Source organism: Nocardia sp. NPDC051750 (assembly GCF_044453135.1).
Classification (GTDB): domain Bacteria; phylum Actinomycetota; class Actinomycetes; order Mycobacteriales; family Mycobacteriaceae; genus Nocardia.
Genome location: NZ_JBITCK010000001.1, coordinates 287172 through 306280, shown reverse-complemented (window position 1 = coordinate 306280; position 19109 = coordinate 287172). Strand labels below are relative to the sequence as shown.

Here is a 19109-nt window from a genome sequence, read left to right as displayed (position 1 = left end):
CCCCCGACGCCGGAGGCGGCGCCGGAAACCCAACACCTAGACTCCAACTTATGAGCGGAATCGAGCGTCCGCGGCGTTTGCGGCGTACGCCGGCACTGCGGCGGCTGGTTGCCGAGACCAGTCTGGAGCCGCGGCATCTGGTGTTGCCGATGTTCGTCGCGGACGGATTGTCCGAACCCCGGGAGATCGGCTCGATGCCGGGCGTTTTCCAGCATTCGCCGGATTCGCTGCGCAAGGCCGCGGTGGAGGCCGTCGAGGCCGGGGTCGGCGGGTTGATGTTGTTCGGGGTGCCGAAGGCCGAGGACAAGGATGCCGTCGGCAGCCAGGCCGCCGATCCGGACGGCATCCTCAACCGGGGGCTGCGGGCATTGGCCGCCGAGGTAGGCGACGCGACCGTCGTGATGGCCGATACCTGCTTGGACGAGTTCACCGATCACGGCCATTGCGGGGTGCTCGACGCCGCGGGCGCGGTCGACAACGACGAGACACTCGTCCGCTATGTGGAGATGGCGCTGGCGCAGGCCGAGGCGGGCGCCGATCTGCTCGGTACCAGCGGAATGATGGACGGTCAGGTCGGCGCGATCCGGGAGGCCCTGGACGACGCCGGCCGGACCGATACCGCGATCCTGGCGTATGCGGCGAAATATGCCTCGGCCTTCTACGGACCGTTCCGGGAGGCGGTGTCCTCGTCGCTGCAGGGCGACCGGCGTACCTACCAGCAGGACGCCGCCAACCGGCGGGAGTCGATCCGCGAGCTGGAGCTGGATCTGGAACAGGGCGCGGATATTGTCATGGTCAAACCGGCCATGGCGTACCTCGACATCTTGCGCGATGTCGCGGACCGTTCGCCGGTTCCCGTTGCCGCGTACCAGATCTCCGGTGAGTATTCGATGATCACCGCGGCCGCCGAGCGCGGTTGGATCGACCGGGAGGCCGCGATACTGGAATCGCTGACCGGTATCCGCCGTGCCGGTGCGGATATCGTGCTCACGTATTGGGCGACGGAGGCCGCACGCTGGCTGGGCTCGAGCGCGGGCCCTGTATGGTCGCGATCCGCCGCCTCCGGGCCCGAGACGCCCGTGCCGTCGTGAACCCGCCGGCGGATATCGTCACCGCTCGGCAATTGTGGTGGGGCGTAATCGGTTTGGGCGTCGTCGGATTGTTCGTATCGCTGGTCGATACGCTGCTGAACCGGCAGCGGTTCGGCGCCGAATTCCAGGAGCGGATGCAGGCCGCGGATACGAATCTAGCCCCGGCGACGGTCGATCTGCTGGTGACCATGGGCGCCGTGCTCGGAGCGGTTTTCGGGTCGGTGATCGCCGCGCTGGGCGTGCTGGTCGTCCATCAGCTGGGCAAGGGCAAAGTGTGGGCGCGCACGCTGCTGACCTTCGTCGGAATCTGGCTGGTGATCATGGGCGTGGCCAGCCTGTTCTCCATCGGCGCGGTGGAGGATATCGGCCCGCTGGTGTCCGGGGCGGCATCGATCGTGCAGGCGGTCATGGCCGCCGGGGCCATCTATCTGTGCCAGCGACCCGAATCCGTGCAGTGGTTCACTCCGCGTCCGCCGGGTGATCCCGGAAAGCCGGGAAATCCCCGAGTTCGATGAGCAGGGACCAGAGCCCTGCTGTCCGGCGGTCTGACCAGCCGGTTGATGCCTACCACCGGTAGGCGTCGCATCCATATAACGAACATCGAGTTTGTTCCCGGTATTCCGGCATGTATGGTGAGGGCTGTCACAGAGGACATGCGAACCGGTGGTCGCGGGTACTCGTCCGTTAGGGCGAAATCCCGGGCCGGTTTTCCCGGGGATCGGAGGCAACGATGCGAGTGGTGATCCAGCAGCCACAGAGTATCCGGCGGGATATGCTCGTTTTGAGTCTGTTGATCCTGTTCGGTGTTCTCACCGTCGCGGTCCTGCTGATTCCGAGCATCGTCGGCTGACCCGAGTGGTTGCCGTTTCCGGTTCGCGTACGTATGCCTGATCGAATCGATACCGCCGCCGAATCCGGCGCGGTGTTGTTCTCCGAGCCCGGTGCCCGTTGGCGTGCTGTGGCGTACGGGCCACTGATCTGTTTGCTGCTGCTGGGTGCGGAGCTCGCCGCCGGCGTCACTCCGCACTGGTTCGCGCTGCTGTTCTGCGCGGCATTGATCACCGGGTTCGGGGTTCTGCAGGTGTATGCGGCGCGTGCCCACGTGAGTGTCGAACTGACCGACGAGTTCCTGCGCAACGGCGCCGAGACGACTCCGGTCCGGTCGATCGCGGCAGTACTTCCGGCCGATGCCGACGAGCCGTGGGAAGACGGCCGGGCGCTGGGTGAACTGACCGGTGTGCCGCGCCGGCGTACCGCGATCGGCTTGCGCCGGACCGACGGCGAGCTGGTGCGCACCTGGGCGAAGGATCACCGTGCCCTGCGCGCCGCGATCGAGGAAGCCATAGCGTCCCCGGCCGCGGGTCCGGTGGGCGACACAGCCGGCGACGATTGATTATCGGAGTCCGCGCGGGCAGCATCAGGTGGTCACGGTAGGCCCTGTTGTCTCCTGTGAAGCCCTCGATCCGGGATCGTCCGGTGCCCGGCCGCCGAAGATATGAGGAGACCTGTGAACCGTTCGCTCGTCGTACCGGCTGTCGATATCACGGTGGCGGTTATCGCAATCGGGTTGGCCGCGCTGTGCTGGGCGCTGGGTGTACAGACCACCGATCTTCCGGCCACCGGGGATTACCCCGCCTACACCGCGACCCGTTACGTCGCTCCGTGGTTGTTCCTGGCGATGCTGCTGGTGGCCGGCGCCGGGCTGGCCGTTGTCGACGCCGCGGCGCGCCTCATCCGAACCCGATAACCCCGCGCGGGGCCGCCCGGCGTGGTGACGCTGCGCTGATCTACGCCCTGGTCAGTCCCATTGCTGGTAGATATCGAAAACGCGGCCGTGCGGGGCTCCGGGAACGTGGACGAACACGATGACCGAGCCGCCGTTGTCCACCGACTCCAGCATCACCTGCCGGAGCGAGGCGTGCACACCACCCTGTTCGTCGCGGTAGAGCCGGGTCTCGCTGTTCAGGCCGGCGCCGATCCGCGACGGCGGGACGATCTGGTCGACCACCGCCGGGAGGGGTCCTGCGGCCAGCGCCGCGGTTTCGGCGGAGTTCAGCACCAGCCCGGCGCGCGCGTTCTCGGTATCCACGACCGGCTCTGCCGCCGCGGCAGTACCCGCACCGAGGCCGGTCGCCAGGACGCCGCAGGCGACCGAAACAACAGCCAGCGCCGCACCACTGATGGCATTTCGCAAAACGACCTCCCCGGCCGGTGATTCACATTTTCGATTCTGTGTCTGGCGAGCATGCGCTCGTCGCAACAGACAGTACGCACTGCCGGCTAACCCTTGGTGTATTTGGGGCGGCATGTACGGAACCGGCGGCGGCGTGGATCACCTATGCACACCCTGTCGTCGACGTCTCCGGGGGAGGCTGCCAAACTGGAGGCCGTGAGTTCTCTGCGCGTGGCCGGTACGGCGGTGCCGGCCTCCAGTCAGCTTTTCCAGCGAGCCGAAGCGGTTGTCCCCGGTGGTGTCAATTCCCCGGTGCGCGCCTTCGGTTCGGTGGGTGGTACGCCGAGGTTCATCTCGTCGGCCCGGGGCTGCCATCTGGTCGACGCGGACGGTAACGATTATGTCGATCTGGTGTGCTCCTGGGGTCCGATGATCCTCGGGCATGCCCATCCCGCGGTGGTCGAGGCAGTTCGGACGGTCGCGGGGGACGGGCTGTCCTTCGGCGCGCCGACGGCGGCCGAGGTGGAGCTGGCCGAACTGATCGTCGAGCGGGTCGCTCCGGTGCAGAAGGTGCGGCTGGTGAACTCGGGGACCGAGGCGACCATGAGCGCGGTGCGCCTGGCTCGTGGGTACACCGGACGCCCCAAGATCATCAAGTTCGCCGGGTGTTATCACGGCCATGTCGACGCCCTGCTGGCGGACGCGGGCTCGGGGGTCGCGACCTTCGCGCTGCCGACGTCGCCGGGCGTCACCGGCGCACAGGCCGCCGATACGATCGTGCTGCCGTACAACGACCTGACCGCGGTGCGCGCGGCATTCGAGGAGAACCCGGGCGAGATCGCCGCCGTGATCACCGAGGCCGCCTGCGGAAATATGGGCGCGATCGCGCCGCTGCCCGATTTCAACGCCGGGCTGCGCCGGATCACCGCCGACAACGGTGCGCTGCTCATCATGGACGAGGTGATGACCGGGTTCCGGGTGAGCAGCGCGGGCTGGTACGGGCTGGAATCGGTGGCGGCCGACCTCTACACCTACGGGAAGGTGATGAGCGGCGGACTGCCCGCCGCGGCGTTCGGCGGCCGCGCCGAAATCATGGACCGGCTCGCTCCGCTCGGCCCGGTCTACCAGGCGGGCACCCTGTCCGGTAACCCGGTGGCGGTGGCGGCCGGATTGGCCACGCTGCGGGCGGCCGACGATCAGGTGTACGCGGCCCTGGACCGTAACAGCGAACGGCTCGGCATTCTGCTCACCGAAGCCCTCACCGGCGCGGGCGTCGCACACCAGGTGCAGTTCGCGGGCAATATGGTGAGCGTGTTCTTCGCCGAAACCCCGGTACTCGACTATGCCGCCGCCAAGGCGAGCCAGACCTGGCGCTACCCGGCCTTCTTCCATGAGCTGCTGGACCGCGGGGTGTACGGCCCGCCCAGCGCTTTCGAAGCCTGGTTCGTCTCCGCGGCGCTCGACGACGACGCCTTCGACCGGATCGCCGCCGCCCTGCCGGCCGCTGCGGCAGCTGCCGCGAGCGCTACACATGAAGGATCGGGCGCGTGAGCCGGCCCGAATCCGAACGCGCGGCCGACCGCGGCGAACCGGCGGATCCTGCCGTCTCCGCGATGGCCGGTGACGTTTCCGGCACCGCCGGTGCGGTCGCCGCGCAACCCCCCGCTTCCGGCGCTGTCGCCGCCGAATCGGTGGAAACCATCGTGCACGTACTCCGCCACGGTGAGGTACACAATCCGCGGGGCATTCTGTACGGCCGGTTGCCCGGTTTCGGGCTGTCGGTGACCGGCCGTGCCCAGGCGGGTGCTGTCGCGCGGGCGCTGGCCGATCACGATATCGCCCTCGTCATCGCCTCACCGCTGCAGCGCGCACAGGAGACCGCGGAACCGATCGCCGGCCGGCACGGGCTCGCCGTCCGCACCGATGAGAACCTCATCGAGGCGGGGAACACCTTCGAGGGTCTGCGGGTTTCGGTCGGTGACGGCGCCCTGCGTAAACCCCGGCACTGGTGGAAGTTGCGCGACCCGTTCACCCCGTCGTGGGGTGAACCGTATCTGCAGATCGCGCATCGCATGCTCGCCGCGGTGAACAAGGCACGGGTGGAGTCGACCGGCCGCGAAGCGGTGCTGGTTTCGCATCAGCTACCGGTGTGGACGTTGCGCCGGTTCCTGCAGGGCCAGCGGCTGTGGCACGATCCGCGCAGCCGCCAGTGCGGTCTGGCGTCGCTGACCTCGCTGGTGTACCGAGGTGACACCCTGGTCGATATCGTCTACTCCGAGCCCGCGGGCGGATCGGATCCCACGGTGCACGGCGCATGAGCGGGTCAGGAGCATGACGAAGGGGGCCTCGGCGGTCCGGGGTCGGCTGTTGCCGGCGCTCGCCGCCCTGCTGTGTCTGGTCGCGGCCTCGGCCTGCTCGACCGGTACCGATGCCGTGGCGACCGGCGGCGGTACTTTCGAATTCGTTTCGCCCGGTGGACAGACCGATATTTTCTACGACCCGCCGTCCACGCGTGGCACCATCGGGGATCTTTCCGGGCCCGACCTGATGTCCGACGACGGCAAGACCGTCTCGGTGGACGATTTCCCGGGCCAGGTGGTCGTCATCAATCTGTGGGGACAGTGGTGCGGCCCGTGCCGCGCCGAAGTGCCCGCGCTGGAACAGGTCTACGAGCAGACCAAGGATCTCGGGGTCGCTTTCCTCGGGATCAATGTCCGGGATACTCAGGACAAAGCTCGCGATTTCGTTATCGATAACCACGTCGGATATCCGTCGATCTACGACCCGCCCATGCGCACACTGCTGGCGCTCGGTGGTGATTTCCCGACCAGTGTCATCCCCACCACATTGGTGCTGGATCGGGACCATCGGGTGGCGGCGGTGTTCTTGCGCGCCTTACTCGCAGAGGATCTTATGCCGGTGGTGCAGCGCATCGCCGCGGAGGGAGCATCATGAGAAGTCTTCGGTCCCGAGGCGTCCGCCGGTACGGGGCGACCCGTCCGCCGCGCGGCGTACGTGCCGAGGTACTGGTGAAATCGTCGCTGGGCTCCTGGGAGCTACAGCCGGCGACCACCCCCGGTGGCGACCGGAAGGTGTCGAATTCGCGGCCGTCCGGCGCGCGCGGTTCGACGGCGCCGGGTGGTCGTGCCGACGACCGGCGCGCGAACAACGCCGAAGGGGAATCGGAGCGTAGTTCGCGTTGACGGTGCTGGCAGGAGTGGGGGAGTCATTTCAGCAGACAGCGGCCACCGGTCCGCTGCTGCTGGCCCTCGGCGCCTGCCTGCTGGCCGGCCTGGTGTCGTTCGCCTCGCCGTGCGTGGTGCCGCTGGTGCCGGGGTATCTGTCCTATCTGGCCGGGCTGGTGGGTGCGCAGGCACCGCCGGTGACGGTCGAACAGGCCCGGCGTGGCCCTGCTGTTCCGGCCGCTCGCGCCGCGACGGCGGTACTCACCGAAACCGGCGGGGAACCCGCGGCGGCCGCGCCGCCGGAGACCGGACGGTTGCGGGTCGCCGGTGCGGCCGGGCTGTTCGTCGCGGGTTTCACCGTGGTTTTCGTCCTGGCCACGGCCACCGTTTTCGGGCTGATCCAAACTCTCAACGTCAATCGTGAATTGCTGCAGCGGCTGGGCGGTGTGGTCACCATCGTCATGGGCTTGGCCTTTATCGGCCTGATTCCGGCGCTGCAGCGCGATACTCGGATGGAGCCGCGCCGGCTCGCCGGTATCGCCGGGGCGCCACTGTTGGGCGCCGTATTCGCGCTCGGCTGGACACCGTGCCTGGGGCCGACTCTCTCGGGCGTGATGGCGGTGGCCGCGGGAACAGAGGGGACCACTGCCGTCCGCGGCGTGGCCCTGATCGTGGCCTACTGCCTCGGTCTCGGACTGCCGTTCGTGGTGCTGGCCTTCGGTTCGGCGAGCGCGCTGCGCGGGGTGGGCTGGCTGCGGCGCAATTCGCGGACCATTCAGGTGATCGGTGGAATTCTGCTCGTCGCGGTCGGTGTGGCCCTGGTGACCGGGGCATGGGACCTGTTCATCAGCTGGGTGCGCGACGGTTTCGTCGCCGAGGTGACATTGCCGATATGACCGCGACCGACCATCCCGAGGCGACCGTTCGTCCGCCCCGGCAATCTCCGCTGGGCCGTGCCTGGGCCCTGCTCCGCAACGGCTGGCGGGGCTTGACCAGTATGCGTACCGCCCTGGTCCTGCTCTTTCTGCTGGCGCTGGCCGCGATTCCCGGTGCCCTGCTGCCGCAGCGGAGCCTCAACGAGCAGAAGGTCGCGGAGTACATCGCCGATCGTCCGGTCCTCGGCAAGTGGATGGACCGGTTCGAGCTGTTCGACGTGTTCTCCAGTTTCTGGTTCACCGCGGTATACGCCCTGCTGTTCATTTCGCTGGTGGGCTGCATTCTGCCGCGCACCGTGGATCACTACCGGGCGCTGCGGACGCCGCCCGTGCGGGTGCCGCGCAATCTGGCCCGGTTACCGCACCACCATCGTGTCGTCGTCGAGGGGACTGCCGAAGAGGTCACGGACCGGGCGCGGGTGGGTTTGCGCGGCTGGCGGACCGAGGTCCGCTCCGGCGAGCACGGCGGTGAGATCACGCTGTCGGCGGAGAAGGGATATACCCGCGAACTGGGCAATCTGGTCTTCCATCTCGCGCTGGTGGGGCTCTTGGTGGCCATCGCGGTGGGCAAGCTGTTCGGCTACGAGGGCAATGTGATCGTGATCGCCAACGGCGGGCCGGGCTTCTGCACCACGTCGCCGGCGGTTTTCGATTCGTTCCGGGCCGGCAACATCAACGACGGCACCGGGATGAACCCGATGTGCGTGAAGGTGAACACTTTCCGGGCCGACTATCTCGACAACGGTCAGGCCGAGATGTTCAGCTCCGATATCTCGTATCAAGAGGGTGCGGACCTGGCGACGAACACCTGGCGGGATACAACCATCAAGGTGAATCATCCGCTCAGGGTCGGCGGGGACCGGGTCTATCTGCAGGGCCACGGGTACGCCCCCACGTTCACCGTCACGTTCCCCAACGGCGAGACCCGCACCGAGACCGTGCAGTGGGCGCCCAGCGATATGACCACCTTCCTGTCCAGTGGTGTGCTGCGGATCGACCCGCCCGGTGGGATGTATGCGACCGATGCCGAGCGGCGGCAGAACCAGATCGCGATCGAGGGCCTGTTCGCACCGACCGCGAGTTTCCACGGCACGCTGCTCACCTCGGTGTTTCCGGGGATGACCGATCCGGCGGTCGCGGTGGATATCTATCGCGGGGATACCGGTTTGGATACCGGCCGGCCGCAGTCGATCTTCGCGCTGGACCAGGAGATGGTGCGACAGGGCCGGCTTGCCAAAGAAGCGCGGGTGAACCTGCGTCCCGGCGAGTCCACCACGTTGCCGAATGGCACCCAGGTTCGGTTCGACGGTGCCGAGGAATTCGCGAATATCCAGGTCTCGCACGACCCCGCCCAGCAGTGGGTGCTGGTGAGCGCGGTGGTGATGATGGCCGGACTGCTGGTCTCGCTGCTGATTACCCGGAGGCGGGTCTGGCTGCGGGTGACTCCGGAGGGTACCGTAGACCAACGACGCGTCGTAGTAGAGATGGGCGGGCTGGCCCGCACCGACCAGGCCGGCTGGGGCGGGGAGTTCGATCGCCTGCGGCACCGCCTGCTGGACACGTCCGACAGTTGAACGCGGGCCCGGTAGGACACAGCGCGCCCGGCAACATAAAGCCGGCGCAAGTGTCCATCGGGCACCGCGGTACGAGCACGGGAGAACAATGATGCCGATCGACGACACTCTCGCCGGCTACAGCGACCTCGCCTTCAAATCGGCGATCGTCGTGTACACGCTGGTGCTGGTGCTACTGATCGTGCAGTACGCCTCCGCCCGCACCCGGCAGGTGACCGAACGGGAACTGGTCACGGCCGGTGGGGTCGCCGCGGGTAGCGATGTGCCGGGCAAGATCAGCGAAGCGCCCCGCCGGCCGCTGTCCGAGCGGCTCGGCAATATCGCGTTCTCGGTGCTCTTCGTCGCCGCCGGACTGCATATCGCGTCCATCGTGCTGCGCGGATTCTCGACCGGGCGTTTCCCGCTCGGCAATATGTACGAGTTCGTGTCCATGGCAACGGCTACCGCCGCGGTGGTGGGTCTTGTTCTCATGCGCGATCCGCGCTACCGCGGGATGTGGGCGTTCCTGCTCGTACCGATGCTGATCCTGATGTTCCTCGCGGGCACCGTGCTCTACTCCGATGCGGCCCCGGTGGTGCCGGCGCTGCGCTCGTTCTGGTTGCCGCTGCACGTCACCATCGTCAGTATCGGCAGCGGGGTGTTCCTGGTTTCCGGTATCGCCAGCTTGTTGTTCCTATACCGGTTGCGGCAGCCCGAGGGTGCGGAATCGAGCAACATTCTCGGCGCGATCGCGCGCCGGCTCCCCGATGCCCGCACGCTGGACCGACTCGCCTACCGCACGACGATCATCGGGTTCCCGCTCTTCGGCGCCGGCGTTATTCTCGGCGCTATCTGGGCCGAGGCGGCCTGGGGCCGGTTCTGGGGCTGGGACCCGAAGGAGACGTGCTCGTTCATCGCCTGGGTGCTCTACGCCGCGTATCTGCACGCGCGTGCGACGTCGGGCTGGCGGGACACGAAAGCCGCGTGGATCAATATCGCCGGATTCGTGGCAATGCTGTTCAACCTCTTCATCATCAACCTGGTCGTTTCGGGCCTGCACAGTTACTCCGGCTTGACCTGACCCGACACGGCGTTTGCCCACAGTAATGATCGTTACTCGGCTGCAATGCTCAGTTGCTATTGTTCGGTCGGGTAATAGCTGAACTGGATACAACCCCGGTAGTTCTGGAAATCGGGTGTACGGTCATTTCCCCTCCACCACGCGGATAAAGCCGCGTCGAACAGTGAGGAGAACGGCAGTGGATTCGGAGAATTTCAGTTCGGATACCGGCATCGACGCCGATTGTTGTGCGTCCGAGACCGCGAACTCCGCGCTCATCTGTGGTCTGGAGCCCGATTCCCTGGTCAGATTGGTGCGCACCGCGGTGGGATTACCTGCCGATGCGCTGGACCGTCTGGCCGGGGTCGCCGATAAATTGCGGGCGGTGGAAGGGTTGCCGCAGGTCGACAGCACGGCTGATTGAGGCGCGGCGCGAATACCGCCTGACGCCCTACCGAGTCGTATCGTCAGCGCTCGGTGATCACTGTTCGCTGGATTGCCCGGCAATCACTTGTTCGATCGATTGCCCGGCGATCAGTGTTCGGTGGATTCCGGATCGCCGTCGGTACGTTTCTGCTGGTGCGTGATACGCCACAGGAATTCGGGATCGTCATCCGGTCCCATCACCCGCCTACGGGCCGGTCCCGGGGCCGATATGGGGCGTCCTGGGCCGAATGCTTTCCAGCACAGCACCGCGATCGCCACGATCGCGATGAGGGCCAACACGTACATCACGTGGCTCACCTCCTCTATCGAGGTTAGCTCCCGGAGCCGGCGGTGGGGGCACTCGCCGGTCTCCGGAGGGGAGAATCACCGCTCCGGGGTCTGTTCTCGGCCGCGCAATCGCTGTGCGGCCGAGGGCTCCGGCCGGTTCGGGTCGCCGCACGGAGACGGGTGTCAGACGCCCTGCACGGTCGCTTCGGTGGTGAGCGATTCGAGCAGCCGCATCACCTCGGATTCGCGAAACCGGCGATGTCCGCCCGGGGTACGCAGGGAACCGAGGCGCCCCGCATGTGCCCAGCGGGTAACGGTCTTGGGGTCCACGTGGAACAGGGCGGCAACCTGGCCGGGGGTCAGCAGGTTCTCCTGGGCCCCGACGGCAATCGCGGTCATGGCAAACCTTTCTGTTTCGTCACGTTTTCTCATCGGATTCCGACATAGTGGCACCGCGACCCCCGGGTGTTCGAACCACCTACTGTTGGTAAAGCGGAGGTAATGGACAAATCGGATGCGCCGGTGCGGCGGTAACCGGCGGTTCGCTTACGCTGGTCAGGTGAGTGAAGCGAACCCCTCCGAGGAATCGACCACCCCGCCCGGTACGTCACCGGGCCGCCGGCTCGCCCGCAACCTGGCGCTGTACACGCTGGCTCGGTTGGTGCTGGTCGCGATACTCACCGCCGTGATCGTGGCCGGTGCCCGGCTGGTCTCGGTGGAGGTGCCGCTGATCGTGGCCGTACTCTTCGCCATCGTGATCGCCATGCCGCTGTCGCTCACTCTTTTCAAGGGCCTGCGCGCGCAGGTGAATTCCGATATCGCCGCGGTCGACGAACGCCGACGGCAGGACAAAGCTCAATTGCGGGCGCGGTTGCGCGGGGATACGGGTCCGGCTGGAGCACGGGAGTCCGGTTCCGCCGGATCGCGTGACTCCGAACCGGGCGATTCGGACCCGGACGAGTCCGGTCCCGCGGAACGGCCGAAGGGGGAGACGGGCCCGCAGGAAACGGGCGGCTCCGGCGGCACAGCGTGAAGTCCTGTGCGCGCGGCAACCCGCGGGACTGGGCCGATAACGCTGTGCGGCTCATCGACGCCGACGCGCAGCGCAGCGCCGACACTCATCTGGTGCGCTATCCACTTCCCGCGGAGTGGAATGTGCAGCTGTACCTCAAGGACGAATCGACCCACATCACCGGGAGCCTGAAACATCGGCTGGCCCGATCGCTGTTCCTGTACGCGTTGTGCAACGGGTGGATCACCGAGGGGACCACCGTCGTGGAGGCGTCCTCGGGGTCGACCGCAGTGAGCGAGGCGTATTTCGCGCAGCTGCTCGGCCTGGATTTCGTCGCGGTGGTACCGGCGGGCACCTCGGCGCGGAAAATCGCCCTGATCGAAGCGCAGGGCGGCCGGTGCCATTACGTGCAGCGGCCACCGGACATGTATGCCGAGGCGGCACGGCTGGCGGCCGAATGTGGCGGGCACTATCTGGATCAATTCACCAATGCCGAACGGGCCACCGACTGGCGGGGAAACAACAATATCGCCGAATCGATCTTCGACCAGCTCACGCTGGAAACCAACCCGGTACCGGAGTGGATCGTCGTCGGCGCCGGCACCGGCGGTACCAGTGCGACCATCGGCCGATATCTGCGATATCGCCGGCACGCGACGCGGCTCGCGGTGGTGGATCCGGACAATTCCGCGTTCTACGGCGCCTACGAGACCGGCCTCCGCGACTACACGACCGGTATGCCGTCCCGGATCGAAGGGATCGGCCGGCCCCGGATGGAACCGTCCTTCGTGCCGGAGGTGGTGGACCGGATGATCCACGTACCGGACCCCGCCTCGATCGCGGCGGCCAGGTTCGCGAGCCGGGGGCTGGGCCGGCGGGTGGGCGGGTCCACGGGCACCAACTTCTGGGGCGCGTGCGCGCTGATCGGCGAACTGCTGACCGCCGGGCGCGGCGGCAGTGTGGTCACGCTGCTGTGCGATGGGGGCGACCGCTACGCCGATACCTACTACAGCGACGAATGGATCGACCGCCAGGGCTGGGACCTCACCTCCCCGACCGCTGTCCTCGCCGAATTCCTCGACACGGGCCGGTGGAACGCCTGACACCGGTGACGCCGGTCTCCCGTCGCGCACAGCACATACGATGAGTCCGGTATGGACCTCGATCCGGGCCGCTCCGGCGGCCGAACTCCCGTGATTCCGGCGCCGGCGGACGACCCCCTCGTGGTCACCCTGCTGGGCCGGATCGCGCTGCGCCGCGATACCGCGCTGATACCGCTCCCGGGAGCGCGGGCGCGGTCGCTGCTGGTCGCGCTCGGCCTGCGGCCGGGCCGAAGCCGCAGCGCCGCTGCCCTGATCGACGAGGTCTGGGGCGACGAGCCCCCGCGTGCCCCGGCGAACGCCCTGCACACCCAGATCTCCCGGTTGCGGGCCGCCCTGCCCGACGGGGTGCTGGAAGCCGGGCCGGGTGGTTACCGGCTCGCCCTGCGTGCCGAACAGGTGGATCTCACCGCGGTGGAGCAACTGGTGCGGCAGGCACGCGGCTCCCTCGACGCCGGAGCGGTGGACGCCGCCCAGCGGGCCGTCGACCGGGCACGCGCGCTGTGGTCGGGTGAACCGGGCGCGGATCTGCCTCCGGGCGGTCTTGCCGATCAGTTGGCTGCTGTTGCCGCGGAACAGGCGGCGGCCCTCGACGATATCGAGCGGGCGGCCCGGGAAGCCGCCGGAGATCTCGGCGCGGCCATCGCGATAGCCCGGCGCCAGGTGCGTGCCCGGCCTACCGACGAGGCGCTGGCCCGTACCCTCATGCGCTTGCTCGCCACCGCCGGGCGCGATAGTGAAGCGCTGGATGTTTTCGCGGCCTTGCGCGCGCGACTGAGCGCGGAACTGGGAGCCGATCCCGGCGCCGCGAGCACGGAACTGAATACCGCCATCCTCCGCGGCCGGTTCGCGCCGCAGGCGCCCCGGGACGCAGTCGCACCTGCCCCGGCACCCGCCGCGGGCACACCGGTCCCGCCTGCTGAGGGCACACCCGTCCCACCCGGTGCGGGAACTCCCACACCGGTGACCGTCGGTGTTCGCGCCGCGCCCAACGCGCTCCTCGGGCGGGCGGACGATCTGGCCGAACTTTCCCGGCTGCTGCGGGTTTCGCGGGTTACCACAGTGCTCGGGCCCGGTGGCGCAGGCAAGACCCGGGTCGCCAATGAACTCGCCCGGCAGGTGGCCGGGTTGCAGCCGGTTGTCCTGGTGGAGCTGGCCTCGGTCCGGCCCGGCGGCCCGGAGACCGAAACCGCGGTCGATATCGAGTCGGCCATCGCCGCCGCACTGGGCCTCGGTGAGATCCGGCGCGACCATGCGTTGCCGCAGTCGGGCCCACCACCCGATACGCGCCGGCGGCTACGCGATGCGCTCTCGGCCCGCCGGATGTTGCTGGTGCTGGACAACTGCGAGCATCTGGTCGAGGCCGCGGCGACCGTGGTAGCCGATCTGGTGGGTGTGTGCCCGCAGCTGACGGTGCTCACCACCAGCCGGGCGCCCTTGGCGATCACCGCCGAGACCGTGTATCCGCTGGCACCGTTGGCGATAGATCCCGCCGGATCGCCGGCCACCGACCTGTTCGCGGCCCGGGCGCGGGCGATCCGGCCCTCGGTGCGGCTCGATATGGACGTCGTGGCCCGCCTCTGCCGGACCCTGGACGGCCTGCCGCTGGCCATCGAGCTGGCCGCCGCCCGCGTGCGGACCATGAGCGTGGAAGATATCGAGCAGCGGCTGGATCAGCGGTTCGCGCTGTTGCGCACCGGGGACCGGACGTCACCGCAGCGGCATCGCACCCTGCACGCGGTGATCGCCTGGAGCTGGAACCTGCTCGAACCGGCCCAGCAGATCACGCTGCGCCGGATGTGCCGATTCCCGGCCGGGTTCACGCTCACGGCGGCCGAGACGGTGGTGGGCGGACCCGAGGTCACCGATATCGCGGCGGCGGTGGACGGCTTGGTGAGCCAATCGTTGCTGACCGTGGTGGAGGACGAGAGTGCCGATCCCGGCGCCGCGCTGGGGATTCGCTACCGGATGCTGGAGACGGTCCGCGAATTCGGCGAGCAGGAGCTGGCCGCGGCGGATACGGGACCGGGGTCCGAGTTCGATCTGGTGGAGCGCGGGATGGCGCGCTGGGGGCGGGAATTCGCGGTGCGGATGGCGCGCCGATACCGCGCCGGCGACCAGCTGGGGTCGGCGCTGATCACGGCGGCGGAGCTGGACAACCTGGTCGCTGTGCTGCGCCGTGCCGACGCGTGCGGCGACCGGGACACCCTGTACGCGGTGTTCGCCGTGGCGGCGATGCGGTGGGTGGCGCACGGCGCACATTCCGAGCTGATGGGCTGGATTCCGCGGATGCTGGAGCTGGCGCCGCCGCCGCGCAGCCGCGGTGTGTACGCGGAACTGGAAATGTTCGGCCATACGGTGACCGCGCTGCATCTGGCCTTCATGACCCCCAGCCTGCGGCAGCTCGCGGTGGTACGGATCCGGGTCCGCGCCTTGCTGCGCGCCGAGACGGAAATGAGCGAACCGGCGCGGTTCATCGGGCTGCTGATGTCCGGTCCGCCGGACACCCTCCGGATGGCCCGATTGCTGGCACGCGGTACCCGCTCGCCGGACCGGCAGACCCGGAGCATCGCGCTGATGGCCAGGGCGAATATCTGGGAGAACATGGGCCGGATCCACGGTTCGCGCCGGGATGCCCTGGCCGCCGTGCCGGTCCTCACCGATGCGGAGGTGTGGAGCCGGGCGATGCTCGCGCAGCATCTGGGCTCGCTGGCCGGTCAGTCCGCGCGTTATCGCGAATCGGTGCGGCATTACGAAGAGTCGGCCGAATTACTGGGCCGCATACGCGCTTTCGAGGAAAGCCTGGAAGTGCATTCCTATCTGGCGGTATCGCTGGCCGCGAGCGGCGACCCGGTCCGCGCGCGCCGCGAACTCGATACCGCGCTCGGACTTTCCGGATCCGGTGCGGCGAGCCTGGAATTGATCGACGACCCGGGTATCCGGCGCAATCATCGGTTGGCCCTCGTTGCCGCGGGCGTGGCCGGAATCGAGCTCGCCGAGGGCGATATCGATGCGGGGCTGAGCCATTTCCGGCGTGCGCTGGAGTTACAGGGCTGGCCGGACCAGGGATTCGACGCGGGCCCCGGCACGCTCCTGATATGTTCCGCCGCCCTGGACGCACATGTTCTGTTCGAGCGCACCGACGTGGTCGCGCGGATCGTGCCCGAGTTCGTCGATATCGCGCGCCGCCGGCTGGGCTATGTGCTGGATATGCCGCAGCTCGGTACGGTGGCCTGCGCGCTCGGGTCGAGTCTGCTGGCGCTCGGCGTGCACACGGCGACCGGGATCGAGCTGCTGGCGTTGGCACCGGTGGTGCGACCGCGGCAGGACTATCCGGTGATGCAATGGGCGCGCCACCACGAGTTGTGGCAGGACCGAATCGGTGCCGATCGTTTCGGCGCGGCGGTCGCCGCCGCGCGCCGGTGGCGTCGCGCGGCGGCGGGTCAGCGAATCGCGCAGCTGCTCCGGGAAGTGGACGTGCGAACGCCGGACCCGTTCGTACGGCCCACGGCCGAGAACGGATCCGGGGAGAAGTCATGCCCGGCGCATGTACGCGCGCACGGTCAGCGGCGCGAATACCGCGATGATCACCGCGGCACCCACCAGTGACCAGACCACGTGCATACCGATATGCCCGTTGTTCATCAGGTCCCGGCACGCCCACACGAGATGCGAGACCGGGTTGACGTCGATGAACGCTTGTAACCAGCCCGGCATCGTTTCCTTCGGGACGAAGGCCGGCGAGGCGAAGGTCAGCGGGAACATGACCAGCATCGAGTAACCCTGCACGGCAGAGGCTTTGTTGGCGATGACGCCGAAGAATGCCCAGATCCAGCTGGTGGCGAAGGAGCAGACGACGACCAGCGCGACAGCCGCCACGACCCCCGCGGCATTCGGTCGCAAGCCCATGAGCAGACCCATCACCACGGTGAGCACCGAGGCGATACCGTAGCGGATCATATCGGCGGTGAGTGCGCCGGAGAGCGCCGAGATCCGCGCTATGGGCAGGGATTTGAACCGGTCGAAAACTCCCTTCTCCATATCTTCTTTGAGCTGCACTCCGGTGACCACCGAGGTCATCACCACGGTTTGCACCAGAATGCCCGGGATGATCACCGGCAGATAGCTCTGCACGTCGCCGGAGATCGCGCCGCCGAAGATGTAGGTGAACATCAGCGTGAAGATCACCGGCTGGATCACGACGTCGAACAGTTGCTCTGGGTTGTGTTTGATTTTCAGCAGGCCGCGATAGGCCATGGTCAGGGTGTTGTCCACGGTCCGGCGCAGGCCGATCCGGGCCGTCGGCCGGGGCACCACGGGCGCCGGCAGAGTCTGGGGTTTTTCGAGGGTGGTGGTCATGCCGCCGTCCGTTCGGTATCGGTATCGGCCGGGTGGCCGGTGAGGGTGAGGAATACTTCGTCGAGGCTGGGTTTGGTCACGGTGATCTCGTCCACCGCGATACCTTGTTCGCGCAGCCGGATCAGCAGTTCGGTGGTGTCGTTGGGATCGGGGAGCGCCGCGGTGAGCCGCCCGGCCTCCGGTGTGCTCTGCGGTTCGGTGCCCAGGACCTCGCCGATGATCCGGCGCGCGGATTCGAGCTGGGAGCGCTGGGCAAGCGTCAGTTGCAGTGCCGAGCCGCCGATCGAGGATTTGAGTTCGTCGGCGGTGCCGTCGGCGATCACCCGGCCGTGGTCGATCACCGCGATCCGGTCCGCCAGCTGATCGGCCTCGTCCAGATACTGGGTCGTGAGCAGCACCGTGGTACCGCCGCGCACCAGTTTGCGGATGGTTTCCCACATCTGGGCGCGGGTGCGCGGGTCCAGGCCGGTGGTGGGTTCGTCGAGGAACAGCAGCGGGGGTGTGGCGATGAGACCCGCGGCCAGGTCGAGCCGGCGGCGCATACCGCCGGAAAAGTTCTTCAGCGGTTTTCCGGCGGCCTCGGACAGACCGAACTCATCCAGCAGTTCGGCGGTGCGGCGCCGGGCCGCGGACCGGCTCAGCCCGAGCAGCCGGGAGAAGATCATCAGGTTCTCGGTGGCGGTCAGATCCTCGTCGACCGAGGCGTACTGGCCCGTGACGCCGATGAGTGAGCGGACGGTGGAGGGTTCGCGGACCACATCGTGGCCGAAGACGCGAGCGCTGCCGCCGTCGGGGCCCAGCAGGGTGGCCAGCATTCGGATGGTGGTGGTCTTCCCGGCGCCGTTCGGACCGAGTACGCCGTAGACGGAGCCCTGGGGCACCGCCAGGCTCACTCCGTCGACGGCGCGCTGGGTGCCGAACACCTTGACCAGGCCGGTCGCCTCGATGGCGAGCGGCGCCGCTGATACGTGATTCGTCATGTGACCTACGGTCCCCGGTCGGTCTTGCACGGCTCTTGCACGACGATTGCGGCGGCTTTCGTCAATTTTTATTGACAGGGGACGTTTCGTCAATCAAAATTGACATATGACGGAAGCAACCACACTGGCCGCGGCAGCGGGTAGCCCGGACCCCGCGGTGGGCCTGCGGGCGGTCCTGGCGCTCCGCCGGCTGCTCGACCGGCTGGAAACCATCCAGGTGGGCAACGCGCGGGACCAAGGCTGGTCCTGGCAGGCCATCGCGGACGCCCTCGAGGTCAGCAAGCAGGCGGTCCATCAGAAGTACAACCGGAAAGGCAGGAGTCGATAGATGTTCGAGAGATTCGCCAAGAGCGCCCGGTCGGCAGTCGTCGCGGCCCAGGAATACGCGCGTGAACTACATTCGCCGGATATCCGGGTCGAGCATCTCCTGCTCGGTCTGCTGGAAGAGGCCGAACCGGCACTGGGCACACTGCTGGAACGCAACGGAGTCACCCACGACACCGCGCTGCAAGAACTCACCACCGCGACCCGGGCCGAACCGCTCGGTGTGGAAGACGCCGAGGCGCTGCGTTCCATCGGCATCGACCTCGACGCGGTACGCGAAAGCCTGGAGGCGAACTTCGGCGCCGACGCGCTCGACCGCGCCGTCCCGCCGGACGAATCCCGGAGTCATCGCATGCGGTTCGGGCATATCCCGTTCAGTTCGGAGGCCAAGAAAGTCATCGAACTCTCGCTGCGGGAAGCGGTGGCGCGCAAAGAGAAAACCATCGAAACCGGGCACATCCTGCTCGCCATCCTGCGTGCCCCGAACCCGGTCACCACCGGACTCCTCGGCGGACCCGACGGGCTCACCGACTTACGGCCGCAGGTGCACACCCTCCTCGACCGCGCGGCCTGATCCGGCGCTACCGACCTCCGAACGTGCCGATCGGCAGCATCGAAGCCGG

General features: G+C 67.9%; 21 protein-coding genes and 1 pseudogene. 17 read left to right on the top strand and 5 right to left on the bottom strand.

The genetic code is table 11. The features are described 5' to 3' along the window. Positions 1–50 precede the first annotated feature (50 nt). The 4 genes and pseudogenes from hemB to ACIA75_RS01155 form a co-directional block, all read left to right on the top strand. A pseudogene (hemB, locus tag ACIA75_RS01170) lies at positions 51–1022 on the top strand (porphobilinogen synthase); the annotation flags it as partial. A 65-nt stretch (positions 1023–1087) separates the two neighbouring features. Continuing rightward, positions 1088–1606 (top strand): hypothetical protein, encoded by a 519-nt coding sequence (locus ACIA75_RS01165; RefSeq protein ID WP_397098590.1) that lies wholly within the window; start codon positions 1088–1090, stop codon positions 1604–1606. A 368-nt stretch (positions 1607–1974) separates the two neighbouring features. Beyond that, a complete protein-coding gene (locus ACIA75_RS01160) occupies positions 1975–2484 on the top strand; it encodes a hypothetical protein (protein WP_397098588.1) in 510 nt (169 codons plus the stop codon). A gap of 114 nt (positions 2485–2598) precedes the next feature. After that, entirely contained in the window at positions 2599–2838 is a 240-nt protein-coding gene (locus ACIA75_RS01155; RefSeq protein WP_397098586.1) for a hypothetical protein, read from the top strand. Between the two features lie 51 nt (positions 2839–2889). Here ACIA75_RS01155 and ACIA75_RS01150 read toward each other — a convergent pair whose 3' ends face one another. Then, entirely contained in the window at positions 2890–3285 is a 396-nt protein-coding gene (locus ACIA75_RS01150) for a hypothetical protein (protein ID WP_397098584.1), read from the bottom strand. Positions 3286–3480: 195 nt separating this feature from the next. Between ACIA75_RS01150 and hemL the strand changes: the two genes are divergently transcribed. From hemL to ACIA75_RS01110, 8 genes are all read left to right on the top strand, one after another. Next, the gene (gene hemL, locus ACIA75_RS01145; protein WP_397098582.1) at positions 3481–4815 is read left to right on the top strand and encodes a glutamate-1-semialdehyde 2,1-aminomutase; all 1335 of its coding nucleotides are present in this window, start codon (positions 3481–3483) and stop codon (positions 4813–4815) included. Then, positions 4812–5582 (top strand): histidine phosphatase family protein, encoded by a 771-nt coding sequence (locus ACIA75_RS01140; protein ID WP_397098580.1) that lies wholly within the window; start codon positions 4812–4814, stop codon positions 5580–5582. Before hemL ends, ACIA75_RS01140 begins: the two co-directional genes overlap by 4 nt. Before the next feature lie 13 nt (positions 5583–5595). Continuing rightward, on the top strand, positions 5596–6219 hold the full coding sequence (locus tag ACIA75_RS01135; RefSeq protein WP_397098578.1) for a TlpA family protein disulfide reductase: 624 nt from the start codon (positions 5596–5598) through the stop codon (positions 6217–6219). Then, entirely contained in the window at positions 6216–6467 is a 252-nt protein-coding gene (locus tag ACIA75_RS01130; protein ID WP_397098576.1) for a hypothetical protein, read from the top strand. The genes ACIA75_RS01135 and ACIA75_RS01130 overlap by 4 nt, the downstream gene beginning before the upstream one ends. After that, positions 6464–7345: a cytochrome c biogenesis CcdA family protein gene (locus tag ACIA75_RS01125; RefSeq protein ID WP_397098574.1), complete on the top strand. Its 882-nt coding sequence runs from the start codon at positions 6464–6466 to the stop codon at positions 7343–7345. The genes ACIA75_RS01130 and ACIA75_RS01125 overlap by 4 nt, the downstream gene beginning before the upstream one ends. Beyond that, a complete protein-coding gene (locus ACIA75_RS01120; RefSeq protein ID WP_397098572.1) occupies positions 7342–8958 on the top strand; it encodes a cytochrome c biogenesis protein ResB in 1617 nt (538 codons plus the stop codon). Before ACIA75_RS01125 ends, ACIA75_RS01120 begins: the two co-directional genes overlap by 4 nt. A 91-nt stretch (positions 8959–9049) precedes the next feature. Continuing rightward, positions 9050–10018, top strand: a complete 969-nt coding sequence (gene ccsB, locus ACIA75_RS01115; protein ID WP_397098570.1) for a c-type cytochrome biogenesis protein CcsB — start codon at positions 9050–9052, stop codon at positions 10016–10018. Between the two features lie 178 nt (positions 10019–10196). After that, entirely contained in the window at positions 10197–10421 is a 225-nt protein-coding gene (locus ACIA75_RS01110; protein WP_397098568.1) for a hypothetical protein, read from the top strand. Between the two features lie 110 nt (positions 10422–10531). On the opposite strand, the gene ACIA75_RS01105 is transcribed toward ACIA75_RS01110, so the two are convergent. Together ACIA75_RS01105 and ACIA75_RS01100 are read right to left on the bottom strand one after the other, a co-directional pair. After that, entirely contained in the window at positions 10532–10732 is a 201-nt protein-coding gene (locus tag ACIA75_RS01105; RefSeq protein ID WP_397098566.1) for a hypothetical protein, read from the bottom strand. Positions 10733–10894: 162 nt separating this feature from the next. Then, positions 10895–11110 carry a BldC family transcriptional regulator gene (locus ACIA75_RS01100; protein ID WP_397098564.1) on the bottom strand — a complete coding sequence of 72 codons (216 nt, stop codon included), beginning with the start codon at positions 11108–11110 and terminating at the stop codon, positions 10895–10897. 160 nt (positions 11111–11270) lie between these two features. On the opposite strand from ACIA75_RS01100, the gene ACIA75_RS01095 reads away from it, so the two are divergent. Genes ACIA75_RS01095 through ACIA75_RS01085 form a run of 3 tightly spaced genes read left to right on the top strand, consistent with a single transcriptional unit; the run spans position 11271 to position 16432 of the window. Further along, a complete protein-coding gene (locus ACIA75_RS01095) occupies positions 11271–11744 on the top strand; it encodes a DUF4229 domain-containing protein (RefSeq protein WP_397098562.1) in 474 nt (157 codons plus the stop codon). Then, positions 11741–12826, top strand: coding sequence for a PLP-dependent cysteine synthase family protein (locus tag ACIA75_RS01090; RefSeq protein ID WP_397098560.1), 1086 nt, complete (start codon positions 11741–11743; stop codon positions 12824–12826). Before ACIA75_RS01095 ends, ACIA75_RS01090 begins: the two co-directional genes overlap by 4 nt. 51 nt (positions 12827–12877) lie before the next feature. Further along, positions 12878–16432 (top strand): AfsR/SARP family transcriptional regulator, encoded by a 3555-nt coding sequence (locus ACIA75_RS01085; protein ID WP_397098558.1) that lies wholly within the window; start codon positions 12878–12880, stop codon positions 16430–16432. Here the strand turns inward: ACIA75_RS01085 and ACIA75_RS01080 are convergent. Both ACIA75_RS01080 and ACIA75_RS01075 read right to left on the bottom strand, forming a co-directional pair. Beyond that, positions 16358–17182: an ABC transporter permease gene (locus ACIA75_RS01080; protein ID WP_397098556.1), complete on the bottom strand. Its 825-nt coding sequence runs from the start codon at positions 17180–17182 to the stop codon at positions 16358–16360. The two genes, ACIA75_RS01085 and ACIA75_RS01080, sit on opposite strands and share 75 nt — an antisense overlap. Beyond that, on the bottom strand, positions 17179–18162 hold the full coding sequence (locus ACIA75_RS01075) for an ATP-binding cassette domain-containing protein (protein ID WP_397098554.1): 984 nt from the start codon (positions 18160–18162) through the stop codon (positions 17179–17181). Before ACIA75_RS01075 ends, ACIA75_RS01080 begins: the two co-directional genes overlap by 4 nt. 106 nt (positions 18163–18268) lie before the next feature. Between ACIA75_RS01075 and ACIA75_RS01070 the strand changes: the two genes are divergently transcribed. Together ACIA75_RS01070 and ACIA75_RS01065 are read left to right on the top strand one after the other, a co-directional pair. Beyond that, entirely contained in the window at positions 18269–18490 is a 222-nt protein-coding gene (locus tag ACIA75_RS01070; protein WP_280414090.1) for a helix-turn-helix domain-containing protein, read from the top strand. Next, entirely contained in the window at positions 18491–19060 is a 570-nt protein-coding gene (locus ACIA75_RS01065) for a Clp protease N-terminal domain-containing protein (protein ID WP_397098551.1), read from the top strand. Positions 19061–19109 lie beyond the last annotated feature (49 nt).